Origin of the sequence: Mycobacterium sp. DL440, assembly GCF_011745145.1 — a bacterium.
Classification (GTDB): Bacteria; Actinomycetota; Actinomycetes; order Mycobacteriales; family Mycobacteriaceae; genus Mycobacterium.
The window spans coordinates 1549356-1571210 of record NZ_CP050191.1; the positions used below are offsets into that span (position 1 = coordinate 1549356).

Sequence of the window (21855 nt, forward strand, 5' to 3'; positions counted from 1 at the left end):
CGAGTCCTCCTGATGGCGGCAGAGACCCACACATACCCCTTCAGCGCACTGGTGGGGCAGGACCGGCTGCGCCTGGCCCTGCTGCTGTGCGCGGTTCACCCCGAGATCGGCGGCGTGCTGATCCGCGGTGAGAAGGGGACCGCGAAATCCACCGCGGTCCGTGGTCTGGCCGCAGTGCTGTCCGCGGTCGACGCCGATGCCCGTCTCGTGGAACTGCCGATCGGCGCGACCGAGGACCGGGTGGTCGGGTCGCTGGACCTGCAGAAGGTGCTCCGCGACGGCGAACACGCCTTCTCGCCGGGCCTGCTGGCCCGCGCCCACGGCGGCGTCCTCTACGTCGACGAGGTCAACCTGCTGCACGACCACCTGGTCGACGTGCTGCTCGATGCCGCGGCCATGGGTCGGGTTCATGTTGAGCGCGAAGGGATTTCGCACTCACACGAGTCCCGGTTCGTCCTGATCGGCACCATGAACCCCGAGGAAGGCGAGCTGCGCCCCCAGCTGCTGGACCGATTCGGGCTGACCGTGGACGTCGCCGCCTCGCGTGATGTCGACGTCCGCGTCGAGGTGATCCGTGCCCGGTTGGCGTTCGAAGCTGATCCGCGGGCTTTCGTCGATCGCCACGCGGCGGCCGACGCCGAACTGGCCGGCCAGATCGCCACCGCCCGCGCCGGGATCGGCTCGGTGGTCCTGCCCGATAGCGAGTTACGCCGTATCGCCGCGCTGTGCGCGGCGTTCGACGTCGACGGAATGCGCGCCGACCTGGTGGTCGCGCGCACCGCCGTCGCCCATGCCGCCTGGCGCGGTGCCACCACGGTCGCCGAAGAGGACATCCGAGTGGCCGCCGAACTGGCCTTGCCGCACCGGCGTCGTCGTGACCCGTTCGACGATCCGGGCCTCGACCCCGACCGCCTCGAAGAGGCCATGCAGCAGGCGGGGGAGTCGGCCACGCAAGCCGGACAGGATCCCGAGCCGCCAGATCCGGACTTCGACCCCGACTTCGACCCGCCCGGCGGCGGGGCCGATGCCGGTTCGGAAAGTGCAGGGCCGCAGGGTAATTCGAAGCAGCCCTCAACTCGTCCCAGTGCCCCGCCGTCCGCGGTGTTCCGGACCAAGGCGCTCGTGGTGCCCGGGGTCGGCGAGGGTGCTCCAGGCCGCCGTTCGCGCGCACGCAATCGCACCGGCACGCCCATCGCGGCCACCGCGGAGCCCGGCGTCGGGCACGGGTTGCACATGTTCGCCACCCTCCTCGCCACCGCAGGCCGCCAAGAGGGGGCCGGCCTGCCGCGCCCCCGTCCGGAAGACATCCGGCGTGCGGTACGTGAAGGCCGCGAAGGCAATTTGGTGATCTTCGTCGTCGACGCCTCCGGGTCCATGGCGGCCCGCGACCGGATGTCAGCGGTCACCGGCGCGACGCTGTCGCTGCTGCGTGACGCCTACCAACGTCGGGACAAGGTCGCGGTGATCACGTTCCGCCAACAGGACGCGCGGGTGCTGCTCCCGCCCACCACCTCGGTGCACATCGCCAGTCGGCGGCTGGCCCGGTTCGACACCGGAGGCAAGACCCCGCTGGCCCAGGGCCTGCTGGCCGCCCGCGACCTGGTGGTCCGGGAGAAAGCCCGGGACCGCGCCAGGCGCAGCCTGGTGGTGGTGCTCACCGACGGTCGCGCCACCGGTGGCCCCGATCCGCTGGGTCGTACCAGGCAGGCCGCGGCCGCATTGGTGGCCGAGGGCGCAACCGCGGTGGTGGTCGATTGTGAAACATCTTTTGTGCGACTGGGATTGGCCGGGCAACTGGCCGAGCAGCTGGGGTCGCCGGCAGTCCGACTCGAGCAGTTACGCGCGGCTGAACTGACCCGACTCGTCCAGCACCAGACGGCCGCGTAGCGCGGCCCGAGACTTTGCGCAGGAAGGACTGCCCATGCCACAGGGACAGCCGCTGACCGTTCCCGACGACGGCCTCACGACCAAGGCGCGACGCAACGCTCCGCTGCTCGCCGTGCATACCGGGCCGGGGAAGGGCAAGTCCACCGCGGCCTTCGGGATGGCGCTGCGGGCCTGGAACCAGGGCTTTGCGGTGGCGGTGTTCCAGTTCGTCAAGAGCGCGAAGTGGAAGGTCGGGGAGGAGGCCGTGTTTGGTCAGCTCGGTCGGCTGCACGACGAGCACGGTGCCGGCGGCCCGGTCGAGTGGCACAAGATGGGCTCGGGTTGGTCCTGGACCCGCAAGCACGGCAGTGACGTCGATCATGCGGTGGCCGCCGCCGACGGCTGGGCCGAGATCAAACGCCGGCTGGCCGAGGAACGTCACGACTTCTACGTGCTCGATGAGTTCACCTATCCGCTCAAATGGGGCTGGGTGGACGTAGAAGAGGTGGTCGAGGTGCTCAGCACGCGCCCGGGCACCCAGCACGTGGTGATCACCGGCCGCGATGCCCCGCAGACCCTGATCGACGCCGCGGACCTGGTGACCGAAATGACCAAGATCAAGCATCCGATGGATGCCGGCCGCAAAGGCCAGAAAGGCATCGAATGGTAGGCCAACCTGGCGCGAGCAGCCTCTTAGGCACCCCGCAATGGCCGTTTCCGGGTACCTACGCGTCTGCTCGCCGGAAGAGATGACCACCACCCCGGCGGTGGTGATCGCTGCACCGGCCTCGGGCAGCGGGAAGACCACGGTGGCAACGGGTTTGGTCGGCGCTCTACGTCAGGCCGGTCACACTCCTGCACCGTTCAAGGTGGGCCCGGACTTCATCGACCCCGGCTACCACGCGCTGGCCGCCGGCCGCCCGGGCCGCAATCTGGACCCGGTGTTGGTCGGTGAGGATCTGATCGGCCCGCTGTACCGGTATGGGTGCACCGGCGCTGACATCGCGGTCGTAGAGGGCGTGATGGGTCTGTTCGACGGGCGCATCGAGGCGCAGATGACCGGTGTCCCGCGAGGTTCGGCGGCCCAGGTCGCCGGGCTGCTGGGGGCCCCGGTGGTGCTGGTGGTCGACGCCCGCGGGCAGAGCCACAGCATCGCGGCCCTGATCCACGGCTTCGTCACTTTCGACCTGGCCGTGCGGATCGCCGGGGTGATCCTCAACCGGGTGGGCTCGGACCGGCACGAGGCGGTGTTGCGTCAGGCTTGTGAGCATGCCGGTGTGGCGGTGCTCGGAGCGATTCCGCGGAATGACGAATTATCAGTCCCGTCAAGACATCTCGGACTCATCACCGCTGTGGAGCACGGCCGCCAGGCCCGTGACGCGGTGGTTGCGATGACCGCGCTGGTGGCCCGCCACGTCGACCTCGCAGCCGTGGTGGCGGCATCCGCGGCCCAGGTCACCGCCGAGCCGTGGAGCCCGGTCGCCGAGTCGGTGACCAATGTCACGGTGGCCCTGGCGGCCGGTAAAGCGTTCAGCTTCAGCTACGCCGAACACGCTGAACTGCTGCGCGGGGCCGGGGCGCAGGTCGCCGAGTTCGACCCGCTGTCCGAACCTCTGCCCGCCGGTGCGGACGCGCTGGTACTGCCCGGCGGATTCCCCGAACAGTTCACCGCTGAACTGTCGGCCAACGATCTTGTCCGCCAGCAGATCAGAGATCTGGCCGGCCGTGGCGCCCCGGTGCATGCCGAGTGTGCGGGCCTGACGTATCTGGTCGACGACCTCGACGGGGTGCCGATGTGCGGTGTGCTGGCCGGTTCGGCGCGGTTCACCGAGCGCCTCACGCTGGGCTACCGCGACGCCGTCGCGGTCGTCGACTCCTGCATGCACGCCGCAGGCGATCGGGTCACCGGCCACGAATTCCACCGAACTGCAGTGGAATTCGTCGACGACCAACCGCCGGCCTGGGCATTCGCCGGCGCAGGCCGGGCCGCGCGGCGTGACGGCGCGGTGCAGCGTGGTGTGCACGCCGGATATCTGCACACCCATCCTGCGGCACACCCACAGGCCATCACCCGCTTCGTGACCACAGCAGCAACCACTAAGCTCGGCGGGTGACCGAGAATGCCTACCTCGTCGGCCTGCGCCTGTCGGGCAAGAAGGTCGTCGTTGTCGGCGGCGGAACCGTCGCGCAACGTCGGCTGCCCCTGCTGATCGCCCACGGCGCCGATGTACACGTGATTGCCCGGGCGGCCAGCCCCGCGGTGGAGGCGCTGTCGCACGACAAGCCGGGGATCACCCTGCAGCTGCGCGACTTCCGCACCGGGGACCTTGACGGCGCCTGGTACGTGCTCGCCGCCACCGACGACTCCGAGGTCAACGCCGCCATTGCCGCCGAAGCCGACGAGCGACGCATCTTCTGCGTTCGCGCCGATGTGGCTCGCGAAGGATCCGCGGTGACCCCGGCGACGTTCGACTCCGACGGACTCTCGGTGGGCGTTCTCGCCGGCGGTGAGCACCGCCGCTCGGCGGCCATCCGCACCGCCATCCACGAAGCGCTCCAGCGCGGCCTGCTCACCGCAGACGCCGGTACAGAGCCGGGGGAGGCGCTCACCGGGGTGGCCCTCGTCGGCGGCGGTCCGGGCGACCCCGAGCTGATCACCGTGCGCGGACGTCGCCTGCTGGCCCGCGCCGACGTCGTGGTCGCCGACCGGCTGGCTCCGCAAGAGTTGCTGGCCGAACTCGGGCCCCATGTCGAGGTGATCGACGCGGCCAAGATCCCGTACGGGCGGGCGATGGCTCAGGACGCGATCAACCAGGTGCTGGTGGACCGGGCCCGCGCCGGAAAGTTCGTCGTCCGTCTCAAAGGCGGCGATCCGTTCGTCTTCGCACGCGGATATGAAGAGGTCCTGGCGTGCACGGAGGCCGGCATCCCGGTCACCGTCGTCCCCGGTGTGACCAGTGCCATATCGGTACCCGCACTGGCCGGGGTCCCGGTCACGCACCGCGGCATGACCCACGAGTTCGTGGTGGTCAGCGGCCACGTTGCGCCTGGCCACCCCGAATCGTTAGTCAATTGGAACGCGCTGGCGGCGATGACGGGCACCATCGTGCTGCTGATGGCCGTCGAACGCATCGAGCTGTTCACCAAGGCACTTCTGGATGGCGGCCGACCTGCGGATACGCCCGTTCTGGTGGTGCAGCACGGCACCACTGTCGCGCAGCGCACCCTGCGGGCCACGCTCGGCGACGCGCCCGAGCGGATCCGCGCGGACGGCATTCGACCTCCGGCGATCATCGTGATCGGACCCGTGGCGGCCTTCGCCGGTTAAAGGATTCTTAAGATTCCGGTAAGGTGACCCGTTATGACGGCACTCAACGACGCCGAGCGCCAGGGCCTCGCTGCCCGCCTCCCGTCCTGGTTCCCGTCCTGGGGCTTCCTGTCCGCGGTCATCGCGATCGGCGGTATGCAGCTGCTGGCCACCATGGACAGCACGGTCGCGATCGTCGCACTGCCGAAGATCCAGGACGAGCTCGGTCTATCCGACGCCGGACGTAGCTGGGTCATCACCGCCTATGTCCTTACCTTCGGCGGCTTGATGCTGCTCGGCGGACGTCTCGGCGACACCATCGGTCGCAAGCGCACCTTCATCGTCGGTGTCGGGTTGTTCATCATTGCGTCGATCCTGTGCGGCATCGCCTGGAATGAGACCACCCTGGTCGTCGCCCGGCTGTTGCAGGGTGTCGGCGCCGCCATCGCGGCACCAACAGGGCTCGCGCTCGTCGCGACCACATTCCCCAAAGGCCCGGCCCGCAACGCCGCCACCGCGGTGTTCGGCGCCATGACCGCCATCGGGTCGGTGATGGGCCTGGTGGTCGGCGGTGCCCTCACCGAGGTGTCCTGGCGGTGGGCCTTCCTGGTCAACGTGCCCATCGGTCTGGTGATGCTCTACCTGGCCCGTACCTCGCTGCAGGAAACGCACCGCGAGCGGATGAAGTTGGATGCCGCCGGCGCGCTGCTGGCGACGCTGGCCTGCACGGCCGCGGTGTTCGCTTTCACCCAGGGCCCCGAGAGCGGCTGGCTGGCCCCGGTCACGCTGGGCTCCGGCGCCGCGGCAGCGGTCTTCGGCATTGCCTTCCTCATCGCCGAACGCAGCGCCGAGAACCCGGTGGTCCCGTTCGACCTGTTCCACGACCGCAACCGGGTCGCCACGTTCGCGGCGATCTTCCTGGCCGGCGGCGTTCTGTTCACCCTGACCGTGCTGATCGGCCTGTACGTGCAGGACATCCTGGGCTACAGCGCCCTGCACGCCGGTGTCGGCTTCATCCCCTTCGTGATCGGCATGGGCATCGGCCTCGGGGCCTCCTCGCAGATCGTGCGGTTCTTCCAGCCGCGCATCGTGGTCATCGCGGGTGGCGTCCTGGTGCTCGGCGCGATGCTCTACGGCTCCACGCTGCACGCGGGCATCCCGTACTTCCCGAACCTGGTGCTGCCGATCACCATCGGCGGTATCGGCATCGGCATGATCGTGGTGCCCCTGACCCTGTCAGCCATAGCCGGTGTAGACATTGACCGGATCGGGCCGGCCTCGGCCATCGCGCTGATGCTGCAGAATCTGGGTGGTCCGCTGGTGCTGGCCATCATCCAGGCCGTCATCACGTCGCGCACGCTCTACAACGGCGGGATCACTGGCCCGGTCAAGGAGATGAACGCACCGCAACTGGCGGCGCTCGACGCGGGCTACACCTACGGGTTGTTGTGGGTGGCCGCGGTCGCGGTGCTGGTCGGCCTTGCGGCGTTGTTCATCGGCTACACCTCGGCACAGGTGGCCCACGCCCAGGACGTCAAGGAAGCCATCGACGCCGGAGAGATCGAGGTCGACTGACCTGGTCCTGGTCTCGGCGTTAGGCTGACGCCGATGAACCGCGGGGAGATCTCGGAGGCCGTCGGCCCGCTGGGCTGGCGGCTGGTACTGGGAGCCGTCTACACCGAAGTCCTGGTCCCGTCGATGGCCGATGCCGCCGCGGCGGCCGCCCACTCGGTGCACGCGGCCGGTGCAGATGCGTCGGGCCATCTCTCGATCGATATCCGCAGTGACCGGGCCGTGTTGCGGCTGCGCACGCATGACGCCGGTGCGGTGACCCAGCGGGATCTGGATCTGGCCAGCGAGGTGTCACAGGCGCTGGCCGCACGCGGCTTCGAGCTGACCACCGCGCCCGGAGCCATCCAGGCGATCGAGATCGCGATCGACGCCCTCGACATCGGTTCCGTCCGCCCGTTCTGGAAAGCCGTCACCGGCTATATCGACGAACCCGGCAACAGCGACCTCAACGCGGGACTCGTCGACCCGTTCGGCCGTGGCCCGGCGATCTGGTTTCAGCAGATGGATTCCCCGCGGCCGGGACAATTGGACGCTTCGCATCCGCCACGCAACCGAGTCCATCTCGACATCGACGTCACCCACGAGGCGGCGCCGGGCCGGGTCGACGCGGCCCTGGCGGCCGGCGGCACGTTGGTCAGCGATCGCGTCGCGCCACGCTTCTGGGTACTGGCCGACGCGGAGGGCAACGAGGCCTGCATCTGTACCTGGCAGGGCCGCGACTGAAGGCATCGCTAAGGTTGTCGCCTGTGATCACCCGTATGTCCGAGCTGTTCCTGCGAACCCTGCGTGACGACCCCGCCGATGCCGAGGTACCCAGCCACAAGCTGCTGATCCGGGCCGGCTATGTCCGTCCGGTCGGCCCCGGTATCTACAGCTGGCTGCCGCTGGGCCTGCGGGTGCTGCGCCGGATCGAGAACATCGTGCGGGAAGAGATGAATGCGATCGGCGGTCAGGAGATCCTGCTGCCCGCGCTGCTGCCGCGTGGCGCGTATGAGACCACCAACCGGTGGACCGAGTACGGCGACACCCTGTTCCGGCTGCAGGACCGGCGCGGCAACGACTATCTGCTCGGGCCGACGCACGAGGAGATCTTCACGCTGACGGTCAAGGGGGAGTACTCCTCCTACAAGGACTTCCCGGTGATCCTGTACCAGGTCCAGATCAAGTACCGCGACGAGGCGCGGCCCCGCGCAGGCATTCTGCGTGGCCGCGAGTTCGTGATGAAGGACTCGTACTCGTTCGACGTGGACGACGACGGTCTCAAAAACGCCTACCACGCCCACCGCGAGGCATACCAGAAGATCTTCGGCCGCCTGGGTGTGCGCTACGTGATCGTGTCGGCGGTCTCGGGCGCGATGGGCGGCAGCGCCTCGGAGGAGTTCCTGGCCGAGAGCGATATCGGTGAGGACACGTTCGTGCGCTGCCTGGACTCCGGGTACGCCGCCAACGTCGAAGCGGTGATCACCCGGGCGCCGGCGCCGCTGCCGATCGAGGGGCAGCCCGCCGCTGCGGTCCACGACACGCCGGACACCCCGACCATCGCGACCCTGGTCGACTGGGCCAACTCGGCTGACCTGGAACAGTTCTCGGGTCGAAAGGTCACCGCTGCCGACACCCTGAAGAACGTCCTGCTCAAGACCCGCGAGCCCGGCGGCGACTGGGAGCTGCTGGCAGTCGGCGTGCCCGGTGACCGTGAGGTCGACGAGAAGCGCCTGGGTGCTGCGCTGGAGCCGGCCGAGTTCGCCCTGCTCGATGATGCCGATTTCGCCAGGAACCCGTTCCTGGTCAAGGGGTACGTCGGACCGAAGGCCTTGCTGGACAACGGAGTTCGCTACCTCGTCGATCCGCGCGTGGTGGACGGCACGGCCTGGATCACCGGTGCCGACGCGCCCAACAAGCACGTGGTCGGCCTGGTCGCCGGCCGCGACTTCACTCCCGACGGCACCATCGAGGCCGCCGAGGTCCGTGACGGCGATGCGTCTCCGGACGGTGCCGGTGTGCTGACCTCGGCGCGCGGGATCGAGATCGGCCACATCTTCCAGTTGGGCCGCAAGTACGCCGATGCCTTCACCGCCGACGTGCTCGGCGAGGACGGCAAGCCGGTGCGGCTCACGATGGGTTCCTACGGCATCGGGGTGTCCCGCATGGTTGCGGTGATCGCCGAGCAGCAGCACGACGAGCTCGGGCTGCGCTGGCCGGCGGCGGTCGCACCGTTCGACGTGCACGTCGTGGTGGCGAACAAGGATGACGCCGCACGGACCGGGGCCACCGAACTCGTCGCGGCGCTCGACCGGCTTGGCCACGAGGTGCTGTTCGACGACCGCAAGGCCTCACCCGGAGTGAAGTTCAAGGACGCCGAGCTGCTGGGCATGCCGTGGATCGTGGTGGTCGGCCGCGGCTTCTCCGAAGGCGTGGTGGAGTTGCGTAACCGGTTCACCGGGGAGAACCGGGAGATCGCCGTCGACGACGCGGCCGCCGAGATCTCGGCTGCACTCACCGCAGGCTGAACGCGGTTATTCGCCGCCGCCGGGGAATGCGACCGTCACCGGCCAGGCGTCGACGATCGCGCGCCACTTGGCGGCCGTGACGGCCGTCTGGGTCAGCGCGGTCACCGCAAAGGAGCGGTCGTCGGCGCTGGTCGCCTGTTCCAGAACCGCACGCCAGGCCACCGAGGAGTCTTCCTCCATGCGAATCGCGAGGTTGGCGGCGTCGGTCGGATCGGTTACCGGCGCGGGCAGTTGATACCCGGCGGCGGGTAGCGGCGGGGTGACCGAGCGCGCTTCGAGCATGGCCATGGTCGCCTCGCGCCGGGCCCGGTGCTCGGCCATCGCCGTGGCTACCAAGGCGTTGTCCTCGACCGTCGAATGGGCCGACACCAGCCCGTAGCCGTAGATGGCCCCGTGTTCCACGGCCACCGCGTCGAACAGCGCGGCATCGGCGGCCGTGTTCGGCCGGGCGGGCGAGGTGGTGGCCCGCGGTCCCGGTGGGGTCGGTCCTGGTGAGGTCACTTTGCACCTCCCAGTGCGACGGTGTAGCCGGCCGTGCATGAGGCGGCGATCGATCCGAGCAGGCCGGCGCGATAACCGGACAACCTGCGGGCCAGCCCGGCGGCCCGGTCGGCGGACTCCTTGAGCGCGTTGACCACGTCGTCGACGCTGGGCGCCGATGCGTCTGTCCCGGCGCCCGGGGCGGCCTTGGCCGTGCTCTTGGTGGTGGAGGTGGTGGCGTTCGCTGGGGCGGTACCCGTCATCCGGGTCAACTCGTCGGACAGGGCTTTGGCGTGCGCGGTGCGATCGGTCGTCACCGCGTTCAATGCCCGGGTGACCGGTGCCTGCGGAGGCTGGGCGGCCGCCGCGTCGGCGGCCAGTGCGCTGTCGGCGCGGGCCCGGTCCCACTGCGCGGTCAGGTCGTCCACTTCGGGTTGAGACGTCGTCGTACTGCAGGCGGCGGCGGTGGCGCCCAGCAGGGCAAGGGCCGCGGCCGAGAGCAGTACGCGCCGCCGGCTGATGTCTGCATGGGCGCTCGGCACGTGAACATCCTGCCATTGCTCAGGTACTCGCCTGACGCGGCGCTGACTGGTCGTCCGGCGCCGGCGCGACGACATTCGCCACGCACCGGAATTCGATTGGCGGTTGCTGCCGGGGGCCTGGCGTATCGTAGATAGGCAATTCCGGGGCTGATCCAGGTGGCTGGCCCTGGGATTTGTGTCGGAGACAATTCAAGATGAGGAGCTCGCCGTGGCACCGGATCCAAAGTTGCGGTCTGCGGATTTGCCGTCGCAGACGCAGGTGATCGAGCTACTTGACGGCGAGTTCGCGCGCGCCGGATACGAAATCGACGATGTCGTCATCGACGCGTCGACTCGTCCGCCCCGCATCACCGTGATCGCCGATGGCGACGAGGGTCTCAATCTCGATTCCCTGGCAGCGCTGTCGCGGAGTGCATCTGAATTGCTCGACCAACTCTCGCAGGGCGACACGCCGTATGTGCTCGACGTCACCTCACCGGGTGTGGACCGTCCGCTGACCAAGGCCAAGCATTTCCGCCGCGCTCGCGGGCGTAAGGCCGAGCTCACGCTGACCGACGGTTCGGTGTTCACCGGAAGGGTGGGGGAAACCGACGGCACCGTACTGAAAGTCGTGGTGCCGGAAGGCCGCGATCTGGCCATCCGTGAGATCGCTCTTGTTGATATCGCCAAAGCTATTGTCCAAGTGGAGTTTTCACCTCCGAACCGACGTGAATTAGAACTGTCGGGCGAAACCGGGAAGGGGGCCGGCGAATGAACATCGACATGGCGGCGCTGCATGCCATCGAGGCCGACAAGGGCATCACGGTCGACGTGGTTGTCGAGACCATCAAATCGGCGCTGCTCACCGCGTATCGCCATACCGAGGGGCATGAGCCCGACGCGCACATCGACATCGACCGTAAGTCCGGCGTGGTCAAGGTGATCGCCCGTCAGACCGATGCCGACGGCAATGTCCTGCACGAATGGGATGACACGCCCGAGGGATTCGGCCGGATCGCGGCGACGACGGCCCGTCAAGTGATCTTGCAGCGGTTGCGCGACGCGGAGAACGAAAAGACCTATGGGGAGTTCGCGGCTCACGAGGGCGACATCGTGGCCGGGGTCATCCAGCGCGATGCGCGGGCCAACGCCCGCGGGCTGGTCGTCGTGCGGATCGGCAGCGAGACCAAGGGATCCGAAGGGGTGATCCCCAGCGCCGAGCAGGTGCCAGGGGAGCGCTACGAGCACGGCGACCGGCTGCGGTGCTACGTCGTCGGCGTCACCCGGGGCGCCCGCGAACCGATGATCACGCTGTCACGCACCCACCCGAACCTGGTCCGCAAGCTGTTCTCGTTGGAGGTACCCGAGATCGCCGACGAGTCGGTGGAGATCGTGGCGGTCGCCCGCGAGGCCGGGCACAGGTCCAAGATCGCAGTGGCCTCGCGGGTCCCCGGGCTCAACGCCAAGGGGGCCTGTATCGGCCCGATGGGCCAGCGCGTGCGCAATGTGATGAGCGAACTGTCCGGCGAGAAGATCGACATCATCGACTACGACGAGGACCCCTCCCGGTTCGTCGCCAACGCCCTGTCTCCGGCCAAGGTCGTGTCGGTGTCGGTGATCGACGAGGCTGCGCGGGCGGCACGGGTGATCGTGCCGGACTTCCAGCTTTCCCTGGCGATCGGCAAAGAAGGACAGAACGCCAGGTTGGCGGCCCGGCTCACCGGTTGGCGGATCGATATCCGCAGCGATGCGGCGCCGCAACCCGATCATGACGTCCGGCCCGGGGCGGTGCACGACTGACAGTGGTGACCGGCGTTTCGGACCACAGGCCTCGGGGCGGTAGACTCAGCCGTGATCCAGCGCGAGACTCCGGCTCTGACGCATCGAAGCACCTCCGACACCTCTGTCGGACCAGTGCGGACCTGCGTCGGGTGCCGGAAGCGAGAGTTGGCCGCCGAGTTGCTTCGAGTGGTTGCGGTGACCGACGGGAACGGGACTTGTTCCGTAACCGTTGACCCCGCGGCAAGCCTGCCTGGGCGTGGTGCGTGGTTGCATCCCGATCAGCAGTGCGCACAAATGGCAGTGCGGCGACGAGCCTTCGTCCGAGCGTTGCGACTCACCGGTTCACCGGATACATCCGCGGTGATCGAGTACGTCGAGAGCATCTGTGAAGATCACCGAAGCTCTGGATGAACTCGGACGCCCGGCAACAGAACAGGTAGCGAAGAACATGAGCACACCGTGAAGTCCCGATGACCATGCGTCATAGCTAAACCCGAGGCGCGGCACCTACCACCGCTGTCGCCTCCAAACGAGGAGATGTAGTGGCAGCAGGTAAGGCCCGTGTACACGAGTTGGCGAAGGAACTCGGTGTCACCAGCAAGGAACTTTTAGCCAAGCTCAAGGAGCAAGGCGAGTTCGTCAAATCGGCATCCTCCACGGTGGAGGCGCCGGTCGCGCGTCGTTTGCGCGAAACTGTCGGCCCCAAGCCCGGCGGTAAGAAGACCGAAGACAAGCCCCGCCCGCAGGGCAGCGCTGCAGCACCTGCGGCGCCCAAGCCCGGTACCCCGGCTCCCAGCCCCGCGACGGCGGCCAAGCCGGCACCGGCCAAACCCGCCGCCCCCGCGGCCCCGGTGGTCGAACCCCAGGCTCCGGCAGCCGAGGTGGCCCCGGTTGCTCCGGCCCGTCCAGCGGCACCCAAGCCGGCTGCCCCGCAGCCTCCGGCCGAGCCCAGTGCCCCGGCCGCCGCTGCGCCCAGCGCCCCGGCAGAGCCGGCTCCTGGCGCCACGCCCGGTCCCCGGCCTACTCCTGGTGCCACCCCCGGCCCCCGTCCGGGTCCGGCGTCGGGCGCCCCGAAGCCGGCCCCGCGTGCCCCGCGAGTCGGCAACAACCCGTTCTCCTCGCAGCAGCCGGTCGAGCGGCCCATCCCGCGGCCTCAGCCGCGGCCCGGGGCCCCACGTCCCGGCGGCGGCCCGCGTCCGTCGCCCGGCAACATGCCTCCGCGTCCGGCAGGCGCCGGTGCTCCCGGACGGGGCGGCCCACGTCCCGGCCCGCGTCCCGGCGGTGGCCCCCGTCCCGGCGGTGCCGGTCAGGGTGCGCGTCCCGGTGGCGGCGGCGGTGGTAACTACCGCGGTGGCGGTGCCGGTGCCGGTGCAGGCGGCGGTGCGCCCGCTGGTGGCGGCGGTGGATTCCGCGGTCGCCCCGGTGGTGGTGGCGGTGGTCGCCCCGGTCAGCGCGGTGGCGCAGCCGGTGCGTTCGGTCGTCCCGGTGGTGCCCCCAAGCGCGGCCGTAAGTCGAAACGGGCGAAACGCGCCGAATACGAGAACATGCAGGCGCCGGTCGTCGGTGGCGTGCGGTTGCCCAAGGGCAACGGCGAGACCATCCGGCTGGCCCGCGGCGCATCGCTCAGCGACTTCGCCGAGAAGATCGACGCCAACCCGGCCGCACTGGTCCAGGCGCTGTTCAACCTCGGTGAGATGGTCACGGCAACCCAGTCGGTCGGTGACGACACTCTGGAGCTGCTCGGCAGCGAGATGAACTTCAAGGTGCAGGTCGTCTCGCCTGAGGACGAGGACCGTGAACTGCTGCAGTCCTTCGACCTCACCTACGGCGAGGACGAGGGCGACGAGGACGATCTCGAGTTCCGCCCGCCGGTGGTCACCGTCATGGGTCACGTCGACCACGGCAAGACCCGACTGCTGGACACCATCCGCAACGCCACCGTCCGCGAGGGCGAGGCCGGCGGCATCACCCAGCACATCGGCGCCTACCAGGTCGAGGTCGATCTGGACGGCAACGTCCGGCCGATCACCTTCATCGACACCCCGGGTCACGAGGCGTTCACCGCCATGCGTGCCCGTGGTGCCAAGGCCACCGACATCGCGATCCTGGTGGTCGCGGCCGACGACGGTGTCATGCCGCAGACGGTGGAGGCCATCAACCACGCGCAGGCCGCTGACGTGCCGATCGTGGTGGCGGTCAACAAGATCGACAAGGAAGGCGCCGACCCGGCCAAGATCCGGGCGCAGCTCACCGAATACAACCTGGTGGCCGAGGAATACGGCGGCGACACCATGTTCGTCGACATCTCCGCCAAGCAGGGCACCAACATCCAGGCACTGCTGGAAGCGGTCGTGCTGACCGCCGACGCATCCCTGGACCTTCGGGCCAACCCCGACATGGAGGCCCAGGGTGTGGCGATCGAGGCGCACCTGGACCGCGGTCGCGGTCCGGTCGCCACGGTGCTCATCCAGCGCGGCACCCTGCGTGTCGGCGACTCGGTGGTGGCCGGCGATGCCTATGGCCGCGTCCGCCGCATGGTGGACGAGCACGGCGACGACGTCGTAGAGGCGCTGCCCTCACGTCCGGTCCAGGTCATCGGCTTCACGTCGGTGCCCGGTGCCGGTGACAACTTCCTGGTTGTCGACGAGGACCGCATCGCCCGCCAGATCGCCGACCGGCGCAGCGCGCGCAAGCGCAATGCCCTGGCCGCACGCAGCCGCAAGCGGATCAGCCTGGAAGACCTGGATTCGGCACTGAAGGAAACCAGCCAGCTGAACCTGATCCTCAAGGGCGACAACGCCGGTACGGTCGAAGCCCTCGAGGAAGCCTTGATGGGTATCGAGATCGACGACGAAGTGGAACTGCGGGTCATCGACCGCGGTGTCGGTGGCGTCACCGAGACCAACGTCAACCTGGCGTCGGCTTCGGACGCGATCATCATCGGGTTCAACGTCCGTGCCGAGGGCAAGGCGACCGAGCTGGCCAACCGCGAGGGGGTGGAGATCCGCTACTACTCGGTGATCTACCAGGCCATCGACGAGATCGAGAAGGCCCTCAAGGGCATGCTCAAGCCGGTGTACGAGGAGAAGGAGCTCGGCCGCGCCGAGATCCGCGCGATCTTCCGGTCGTCCAAGATCGGCAACATCGCGGGCTGCCTGGTCACCTCGGGCATCATGCGCCGCAACGCCAAGGCCCGGCTGCTGCGTGACAACCTGGTGGTCGCGCAGAACCTCACGGTGTCCTCGCTCAAGCGGGAGAAGGACGATGCCACCGAGGTCCGCGAAGGTTACGAGTGCGGTCTGACTCTGACCTACAACGACATCAAGGAAGGCGACGTCATCGAGACGTACGAACTCGTCGAGAAGGTGCGTACATAAGAGATGGCTGATCCCGCACGGGCCAAGCGGCTCGCCAAACGGATCTCCACCATCGTCGCCTCGGCGATCGAGTACGAGATCAAGGATCCGCGGCTGAACGGCGTGACGATCACCGATGCCAAGATGACCGGTGATCTGCACGACGCCACGCTGTACTACACGGTGATCGGGACCAGCCTCGACGAGGAACCGGATTATGCCGGTGTGGCCGCGGCGCTGGAGAGTGCCAAGGGCGTATTGCGGACCAAGGTGGGCGCCGGGACCGGGGTGCGATTCACCCCGACCCTGGCGTTCGTCCGCGACACGGTGCCCGATGCGGCACACCGGATGGAGGAGCTGCTGGCCCGGGCGCGGGCCGCCGACGAGGATCTGGCGAGAGTTCGGCAGGGCGCCAAGCACGCCGGTGACGAGGACCCGTACCGTGTGAGCGGGGCGGAAGACATGGACGGGCTTGCCGACGGGGCAGACACAGAGGATGCCGGTGACCGCGATCGAACGGATGACTGACAGTGCTCATTCGGGGGCTCCCAACGGGTGCCCTTCCGGTCAGCGTGTCGACGCGCGCGCGGCAGCCGACCTCCTCTCCGACGCGACGAGTATCAGCGTGGTGTGCCATGTCTATCCCGACGCGGACACCATCGGCGCCGGGCTGGCGCTCGCGCAGGTGCTCGACGACGCGGGCAAGCAGGTCGAGGTAGCCTTCGCGGCTCCCGATCAGCTGCCCGAATCCCTGCAGACCCTGCCGGGCGGGCACCTGATGGTCGCGCCGCATGCCATCCGCGACGACGCAGATCTGGTTGTCACAGTGGACATTCCGAGCGTCAATCGCCTTGGCGCGCTGGCGGAGCTGGCCGTTGCCGGCCGCGAGGTCTTGGTCATCGACCACCACGCGTCCAATCAGCTGTTCGGCACCGCCAACTACGTCGACCCGACGGCGGATTCCACCACGATGCTGGTGGCCGAACTCCTCGACGCCTGGGACAAGCCCATCGACAAAGGGGTGGCGCACTGCCTGTATGCCGGGCTGACCACCGACACCGGCTCGTTCCGCTGGGCGACCGCGCGAGCTCACCGGTTGGCGGCCCGGTTGGTCGAACTCGGGGTGGACAACGCCTCGATCAGCCGCGCGCTGCTCGACACCCACCCGTTCGCGTGGTTGCCGATGCTGTCACGGGTGCTGGCCTCGGCCCGGCTCCTGCCGGGCGCTGTCGGTGGCCGCGGCCTGGTGTATGCCGTTGTGCCGCATGATGAATGGTCCACCGCCCGACCGGAGGAAGTGGAGAGCATCGTCGACATCGTGCGCACCACTCAACAGGCCGAGGTCGCCGCGGTGTTCAAAGAGATCGAGCCGCAGCACTGGTCGGTGTCGATGCGGGCGAAGTCGCTGAACCTGGCCACGGTCGCCAGCTCATTCGGGGGCGGTGGCCACCCGCACGCGGCCGGATATTCTGCCGCCGGCCCCGCCGACGACGTCGTGCAGGCGCTTGCACAAGCCCTTGACTGACTGCGTCAGGTACGCCTTGCCCGGGCGGTCGCATGGTTGAACCCGAAGGCGATGTTCCTGTCACGCCGGCCACCACCCGCCGGATTGCCGGTCTGGCGTTTCCGGCGCTGGGTGTGCTGGCCGCCGAGCCCATCTACCTGCTGTTCGACATCGCGATCGTCGGGCGGTTGGGTGCACTCAGCCTGGCCGGGCTGGCCATCGGCGGCCTGATCCTGGGCCTGGTCAACTCGCAGGGCACGTTCCTGTCCTACGGCACCACCGCGCGCTCAGCCCGCATGTTCGGGGCAGGTGACCGCCAGTCCGCCGTCGGTGAGGGCGTGCAGGCCACCTGGCTGGCGCTGGGTCTGGGGTTGCTCATCATCGCGGTGGTCCAGGCCGCCGCGGAACCGCTGCTGTCGGTGATCGCCGGGCGCTCCGACATCGCGGACGCCGCGCTGCCCTGGCTGCGCATCGCCATTCTCGCCGCCCCGGCGATCCTGGTGTCGTTGGCCGGCAACGGCTGGATGCGCGGGGTGCAGGACACCGTCCGGCCACTGCGCTACGTGGTGTTCGGATTCGCCGTGTCAGCAGTGCTGTGTCCGCTGCTGGTGTACGGCTGGTTGGGCCTGCCGCGACTGGAATTGGCCGGCTCAGCGGTGGCGAACGTGATCGGGCAAGGGGTGGCGGCGCTGCTGTTTCTGCGGGCCCTGCTGATCGAGAAGGTTGCGCTACGGGTCCAGCCCGCGGTGCTGCGCGCCCAGTTGACAATGGGTCGCGATCTGCTGCTGCGGTCGTTGGCGTTTCAGGCCTGCTTCCTGTCGGCCGGGGCCGTCGCGGCGCGGTTTGGGGCGGCGGCGGTGGCGGCGCATCAGGTCGTCCTGCAGGTGTGGAGTTTCCTTGCGCTGGTGCTGGATTCGCTCGCCATCGCCGCACAGTCACTCGTGGGTGCGGCATTGGGTGCCGGCCAACTGGCGCATGCCAAGAGCGTGGCCTGGCGGGTGACGCTGTTCTCCACGATGGCCGGCGTGGTGCTGGCCGTGGTGTTCGCCCTCACTTCGTCGGTGCTGCCGGCGGTGTTCACCGATGACGAGTCGGTGCTGGCGGCGATCGGCGTGCCGTGGTGGTTCCTGGTTGCTCAACTGCCCGTGGCCGGAATCGTCTTCGCCCTCGACGGCGTGCTGCTGGGTGCGGGCGACGCGAAGTTCATGCGCAACGCCACCCTGACCAGCGCGCTTGTCGGCTTCCTGCCCTTGATCTGGTTGTCGCTGATCTACGGCTGGGGACTGTTCGGCATCTGGTCGGGGCTGAGCACGTTCATGGTGCTGCGGCTGATCTTCGTCGGCTGGCGTGCGTTCTCAGGTCGCTGGCTGGTGCCGGGGACCGCCTAACGGCGCGAGCGTTCGGAGCGCCACTGTCCGATGTTGTTGCGGACCGCACGCCCTACCAGCCGGGGCGATGGGGCGAGGTAGAGACTGTCGAGCAGACTCGTGCGCCGGAGGAACCATTCGGCCAGCACGGGGTCGGTTTCCGCTGCGCCGAGGAACTGGTCGAAGAGGCCGTACAGCGGCCCGTACCACCATGGCCGGTCGCCCTGGGCGCCATGCTCGGCATAATCGGCGACCGCGTTCATGAGCCACACCGGGTACGTGGTTCGCGCCGTCGCACGTGCCAGTCGGGCAGGGAGATCGTTCATTCCCTCCTCCAGGACGGCATGCAGGTTGGCGGTCTGGATGGCCGTCATCGTCACGCCTTGGCCGAAAGTGGGATTGAGGCTCGCGACGGCGTCACCGAACGGCACGATCCCGTCGGGCAGCTGCGAGAGTTTGTCGTATCGGCGCCACTTGCTGGTGGGGTAGCGGTAGAACGTCATGCCGCCACGCGGATCGCCGGCTTGAAGCGCGGAACTGATGTGCGCCGGCAACAGGGTCTGGGCCAATCGGCAGATGCCGGCGAAGTCATCGGGAGGTTGCGTCTTGGCCACCCCGAATGCCGTTACGGTCCAGATACCGTCCTCGTGGAACAGCATGCCCATGCCGAGCCGGCTGTCCCGTGCGGCACTGACCAACACCATTTTCTCCGCGATCAGATCGGCGGGAATCCGAACTCTGTGCGAGGCATAGCTGACCCCGACGTGCACGGTGTCTTCCCTGGGGAGATCGAAACCCCATTGCTGCAGCCACACCGGAAGGCGGCTGCCCCGGCCCGAGGCGTCGACAACAAGATCAGCGGGGACTCGGTCGCCACCGTGGAGGACAACCCCGGTGACCCGATTGGTCTCGGGATCGAATTGCGGCTGCGAGACCACCTGATGTGCCAGCCCGATCGACGGGATGGCGTTGACGCGCTCGCGGATCTGCCATTCGAGTTGTCCGCGGCTTGGCACGTACGCGGTAAAGCTGTCATGCAACCCGTGCCCGGTACCAAGGATATGACCGGCCGCAGCGAAATGAATTGACTCCGGCTGGTTGTGCACGACCGGAACGCCGGCGTCGGCCATGTCGTGGAGGAGTCCTGGAAACACACGTTCGAGTTCTTGCGCTCCGCGGGCCATCAGGAGGTGAACGTGCTGACCCTGGGGTATCGCCGGGCGGTTGATTGGTTCGTCCGGCAGTTCATCTCGCTCGTACACCGTGACACGGTCGAAGCGGTCCGACAGCACACGAGCCGCGCACAGGCCGGCGATGCTGCCGCCGATGACCACCGCGTGGTTCATGGGATGGTCGACTGTCCTCATCGACAAATTCCTCCTATAGGTCCAGGGACAGGCGTCCGGATTCGGATGTGGCTCTGGAGACGCAGACCAGCATCTGCCCCAACTCGCGTTGCCGGTCTGTGAGAAATGTGTCGCGATGCTCGACGTCGCCGGCGAGCACCCGCTGCACGCAGGTCCCGCAATACCCCTGCCTGCATGAGTAGCTCACGTCGGGCACGACCGCCCGGAGGGCGGCCAGTGTGCTCTGGTGTGCGCCCACCTGCACAACCCGCGCGCTGCGCGCCAGTTCGACTTCGAACGGGATCTCGTCGACGACCGGTTGCGGCGCAAAGCGCTCAACGTGCAGTTCGATGGCCGGAAGGAGCGGAATCGCCTGGCGCACAGACATTATCATCGATGGCGGACCACACAGGTATACCGCCGTATGTTCATCCACCCCGTCGAGCAATTCCGGTGCCGGCGGCCGCCCCTGCTCCTCGGTGGTATCGACACGCACCTTGTCTCCCCAGGCCATGAGCTCATCGAGGAACGGCAGGTTGTCCAGTTGCCGGCCGACGTAACGCAACGACCACGGTAGGCCGAGGTACTCGGCGAGACGGACCATCGGCAGGATGGGCGTGATACCGATCCCGCCCGCTACAAATCGGAGCTTCTCGGCCCGCGAACCAGAGCCGGGCACAGGCATCATGAATGCGTTGCGTGGGTCACTGATCTCGACGGTCTGGCCCACGTGCAGATCGTGCAGTTCCACAGAGGCGGTGCCCCCAGGGATCCGGCGCACGGCGATTCGATACTCCTGTGCGCGGTCTGGGTCTCCGCACAGCGAGTATTGCCTGGTACACCCAGACGGAAGACGAAGATCAATGTGTGCGCCGGAGTGCCGTCACCACATGGGAGCCGTAAGGATCCCCTGGAATCCAATGCAAAGGCGCTGCTTCCCAATGGAAGTGAACCGGCCTTGGACGCAACGCCACCTCGTCGGGCGCAAAGTGGTCCGCATCCGATGCCGGCTGAAGTTCAGTCTGCACGTTGCCCCTTTGCCTTGAAATCCTGACAATTTCGCCAGGCACCCGCGAGCGCCCTCACTTGGTATTCGGAGTGACGGGCCTTGCGGATGGGGTGACGATCAGAAAAATGCCCGGCCCGGGCGACCGAATGCGTTGACCTGGCATTCCGGCTGGTTCGTAACCAGCGACGCCCACATGAGGCACTGGCGATATGGGCGGCTGCGGAAGTCGATGTGATCCGCGACAGTGTCGGCTCCGAATTATTTGTGCGGACCTGATGGACCCGGCACGCTCACCCGCACGTGTCAGATAGGTGGAATCGACTATGCGCAGTTCGACGCCCAGTTTGACGCCGCACTTCGAGGACGTGCAGGCCCATTACGACCTGTCAGATGACTTCTTCCGGCTGTTCCTGGACCCGACACAGACCTACAGTTGCGCCTACTTCGAGCGTCGCGGCATGACATTGGAGGAAGCGCAGCTGGCCAAGATCGATCTGGCGCTCGGCAAGCTGGGGCTGGAGCCGGGAATGACGTTGCTTGACATCGGCTGCGGTTGGGGAGCCACCATGCGGCGGGCGGTCGAACGCTACGACGTCAACGTCGTCGGGTTGACGTTGTCCAAGAACCAGGCCGCACACGTGCAGACAATGTTTGACGCGACGGACAGTCCTCGACATCGGCGCGTGATGTTGGCCGGCTGGGAGGAGTTCGATGAGCCGGTCGATCGCATCGTCTCGATCGGAGCGTTCGAACATTTCGGTCATCAGCGTTATCCGGCCTTTTTCCGGATGGCTCATCAGGCGCTGCCGTCCGACGGCGTGATGTTGCTTCACACGATCTGCGGGCTGCATCCCGATGAAGCCCGCCAGTTGGGGGTGCCGATCACGTTCGAGCTGGCCCGGTTCATCAAATTCATCCTGACCGAGATCTTTCCGGGTGGTCAGCTGCCCTCTGCGCCCATGGTGGATGAGCTCGCGATCGACAGTGGCTTCGTGTTGACCCGCGAACAGTCGCTGCAACCGCACTATGCGATGACGCTGGACTTGTGGGCGACTGCGCTGGAATCCAACAGGCGGCGTGCCATCGAGATCCAGTCGGAGGACGTCTATCAGCGTTACATGAAATACCTGACCGGCTGCGCGAATTTGTTCCGGAAGGGCCAGGTGGACGTCATCCAGTTCACTCTGGAGAAGAGCCAGTTCTTTCTGGAGAAGAGCGTGGAACGTTGAGAAATCGAT

Annotated in this window: 19 protein-coding genes and 1 pseudogene; 15 read left to right on the forward strand and 5 right to left on the reverse strand. The window is 67.8% G+C overall.

Annotated elements, in window-relative coordinates; all coding sequences use genetic code 11:
• The first annotated feature begins 12 nt into the window (after window positions 1-12).
• The 7 genes from HBE63_RS07660 to HBE63_RS07690 are packed head-to-tail and all read left to right on the forward strand — an operon-like array spanning window position 13 to window position 9252.
• Window positions 13-1887 (forward strand): magnesium chelatase subunit D family protein, encoded by a 1875-nt coding sequence (locus tag HBE63_RS07660; RefSeq protein WP_166904223.1) that lies wholly within the window; start codon window positions 13-15, stop codon window positions 1885-1887.
• Window positions 1888-1921: 34 nt separating this feature from the next.
• Window positions 1922-2536 (forward strand): cob(I)yrinic acid a,c-diamide adenosyltransferase, encoded by a 615-nt coding sequence (gene cobO / locus HBE63_RS07665; protein WP_166904224.1) that lies wholly within the window; start codon window positions 1922-1924, stop codon window positions 2534-2536.
• A 37-nt stretch (window positions 2537-2573) separates the two neighbouring features.
• The gene (locus HBE63_RS07670; protein ID WP_243858549.1) at window positions 2574-3980 is read left to right on the forward strand and encodes a cobyrinate a,c-diamide synthase; all 1407 of its coding nucleotides are present in this window, start codon (window positions 2574-2576) and stop codon (window positions 3978-3980) included.
• Complete coding sequence (gene cobA, locus HBE63_RS07675) at window positions 3977-5194, forward strand: uroporphyrinogen-III C-methyltransferase (RefSeq protein ID WP_166904225.1); 1218 nt, start codon at window positions 3977-3979, stop codon at window positions 5192-5194. Before HBE63_RS07670 ends, cobA begins: the two co-directional genes overlap by 4 nt.
• A 33-nt stretch (window positions 5195-5227) precedes the next feature.
• Window positions 5228-6748, forward strand: a complete 1521-nt coding sequence (locus HBE63_RS07680) for an MFS transporter (RefSeq protein WP_166904226.1) — start codon at window positions 5228-5230, stop codon at window positions 6746-6748.
• Between the two features lie 33 nt (window positions 6749-6781).
• Window positions 6782-7468 (forward strand): VOC family protein, encoded by a 687-nt coding sequence (locus HBE63_RS07685; RefSeq protein WP_208301321.1) that lies wholly within the window; start codon window positions 6782-6784, stop codon window positions 7466-7468.
• A 23-nt stretch (window positions 7469-7491) separates the two neighbouring features.
• Window positions 7492-9252: a proline--tRNA ligase gene (locus HBE63_RS07690; RefSeq protein ID WP_166904227.1), complete on the forward strand. Its 1761-nt coding sequence runs from the start codon at window positions 7492-7494 to the stop codon at window positions 9250-9252.
• 6 nt (window positions 9253-9258) lie between these two features.
• Here HBE63_RS07690 and HBE63_RS07695 read toward each other — a convergent pair whose 3' ends face one another.
• Both HBE63_RS07695 and HBE63_RS07700 read right to left on the reverse strand, forming a co-directional pair.
• Window positions 9259-9753, reverse strand: coding sequence for a ferritin-like domain-containing protein (locus tag HBE63_RS07695; protein WP_166904228.1), 495 nt, complete (start codon window positions 9751-9753; stop codon window positions 9259-9261).
• Window positions 9750-10274 (reverse strand): hypothetical protein, encoded by a 525-nt coding sequence (locus HBE63_RS07700; protein ID WP_166904229.1) that lies wholly within the window; start codon window positions 10272-10274, stop codon window positions 9750-9752. Before HBE63_RS07700 ends, HBE63_RS07695 begins: the two co-directional genes overlap by 4 nt.
• A gap of 208 nt (window positions 10275-10482) precedes the next feature.
• Here HBE63_RS07700 and rimP point away from each other — a divergent pair, with 208 nt between their 5' ends.
• The 7 genes from rimP (at window position 10483) to HBE63_RS07735 (ending at window position 18283) form a co-directional block, all read left to right on the forward strand.
• The gene (gene rimP, locus HBE63_RS07705; protein WP_166904230.1) at window positions 10483-11028 is read left to right on the forward strand and encodes a ribosome maturation factor RimP; all 546 of its coding nucleotides are present in this window, start codon (window positions 10483-10485) and stop codon (window positions 11026-11028) included.
• Window positions 11025-12053: a transcription termination factor NusA gene (nusA, locus tag HBE63_RS07710; protein WP_166904231.1), complete on the forward strand. Its 1029-nt coding sequence runs from the start codon at window positions 11025-11027 to the stop codon at window positions 12051-12053. The genes rimP and nusA overlap by 4 nt, the downstream gene beginning before the upstream one ends.
• Window positions 12054-12230: 177 nt before the next feature.
• Window positions 12231-12446, forward strand: coding sequence for a YlxR family protein (locus HBE63_RS31860; RefSeq protein WP_371815015.1), 216 nt, complete (start codon window positions 12231-12233; stop codon window positions 12444-12446).
• A 131-nt stretch (window positions 12447-12577) separates the two neighbouring features.
• Complete coding sequence (gene infB, locus HBE63_RS07720; protein ID WP_166904232.1) at window positions 12578-15412, forward strand: translation initiation factor IF-2; 2835 nt, start codon at window positions 12578-12580, stop codon at window positions 15410-15412.
• A gap of 3 nt (window positions 15413-15415) precedes the next feature.
• A complete protein-coding gene (gene rbfA / locus HBE63_RS07725; RefSeq protein WP_166904233.1) occupies window positions 15416-15919 on the forward strand; it encodes a 30S ribosome-binding factor RbfA in 504 nt (167 codons plus the stop codon).
• Window positions 15912-16916, forward strand: coding sequence for a bifunctional oligoribonuclease/PAP phosphatase NrnA (locus HBE63_RS07730; protein WP_166904234.1), 1005 nt, complete (start codon window positions 15912-15914; stop codon window positions 16914-16916). Before rbfA ends, HBE63_RS07730 begins: the two co-directional genes overlap by 8 nt.
• A gap of 32 nt (window positions 16917-16948) precedes the next feature.
• Complete coding sequence (locus HBE63_RS07735; protein WP_166904235.1) at window positions 16949-18283, forward strand: MATE family efflux transporter; 1335 nt, start codon at window positions 16949-16951, stop codon at window positions 18281-18283.
• Here the strand turns inward: HBE63_RS07735 and HBE63_RS07740 are convergent.
• The 3 genes and pseudogenes from HBE63_RS07740 to HBE63_RS31865 all read right to left on the reverse strand — a co-directional run.
• Window positions 18280-19629: an oxidoreductase gene (locus HBE63_RS07740; protein ID WP_166904236.1), complete on the reverse strand. Its 1350-nt coding sequence runs from the start codon at window positions 19627-19629 to the stop codon at window positions 18280-18282. The two genes, HBE63_RS07735 and HBE63_RS07740, sit on opposite strands and share 4 nt — an antisense overlap.
• A gap of 13 nt (window positions 19630-19642) precedes the next feature.
• Window positions 19643-20338, reverse strand: a complete 696-nt coding sequence (locus tag HBE63_RS07745) for a flavin reductase family protein (protein ID WP_243858551.1) — start codon at window positions 20336-20338, stop codon at window positions 19643-19645.
• Window positions 20339-20359: 21 nt separating this feature from the next.
• A pseudogene (locus HBE63_RS31865) lies at window positions 20360-20473 on the reverse strand (oxidoreductase); the annotation flags it as partial.
• 467 nt (window positions 20474-20940) lie between these two features.
• Between HBE63_RS31865 and HBE63_RS07750 the strand changes: the two are divergent.
• Window positions 20941-21846: a cyclopropane mycolic acid synthase family methyltransferase gene (locus HBE63_RS07750; protein ID WP_166904237.1), complete on the forward strand. Its 906-nt coding sequence runs from the start codon at window positions 20941-20943 to the stop codon at window positions 21844-21846.
• Window positions 21847-21855: the final 9 nt, after the last annotated feature.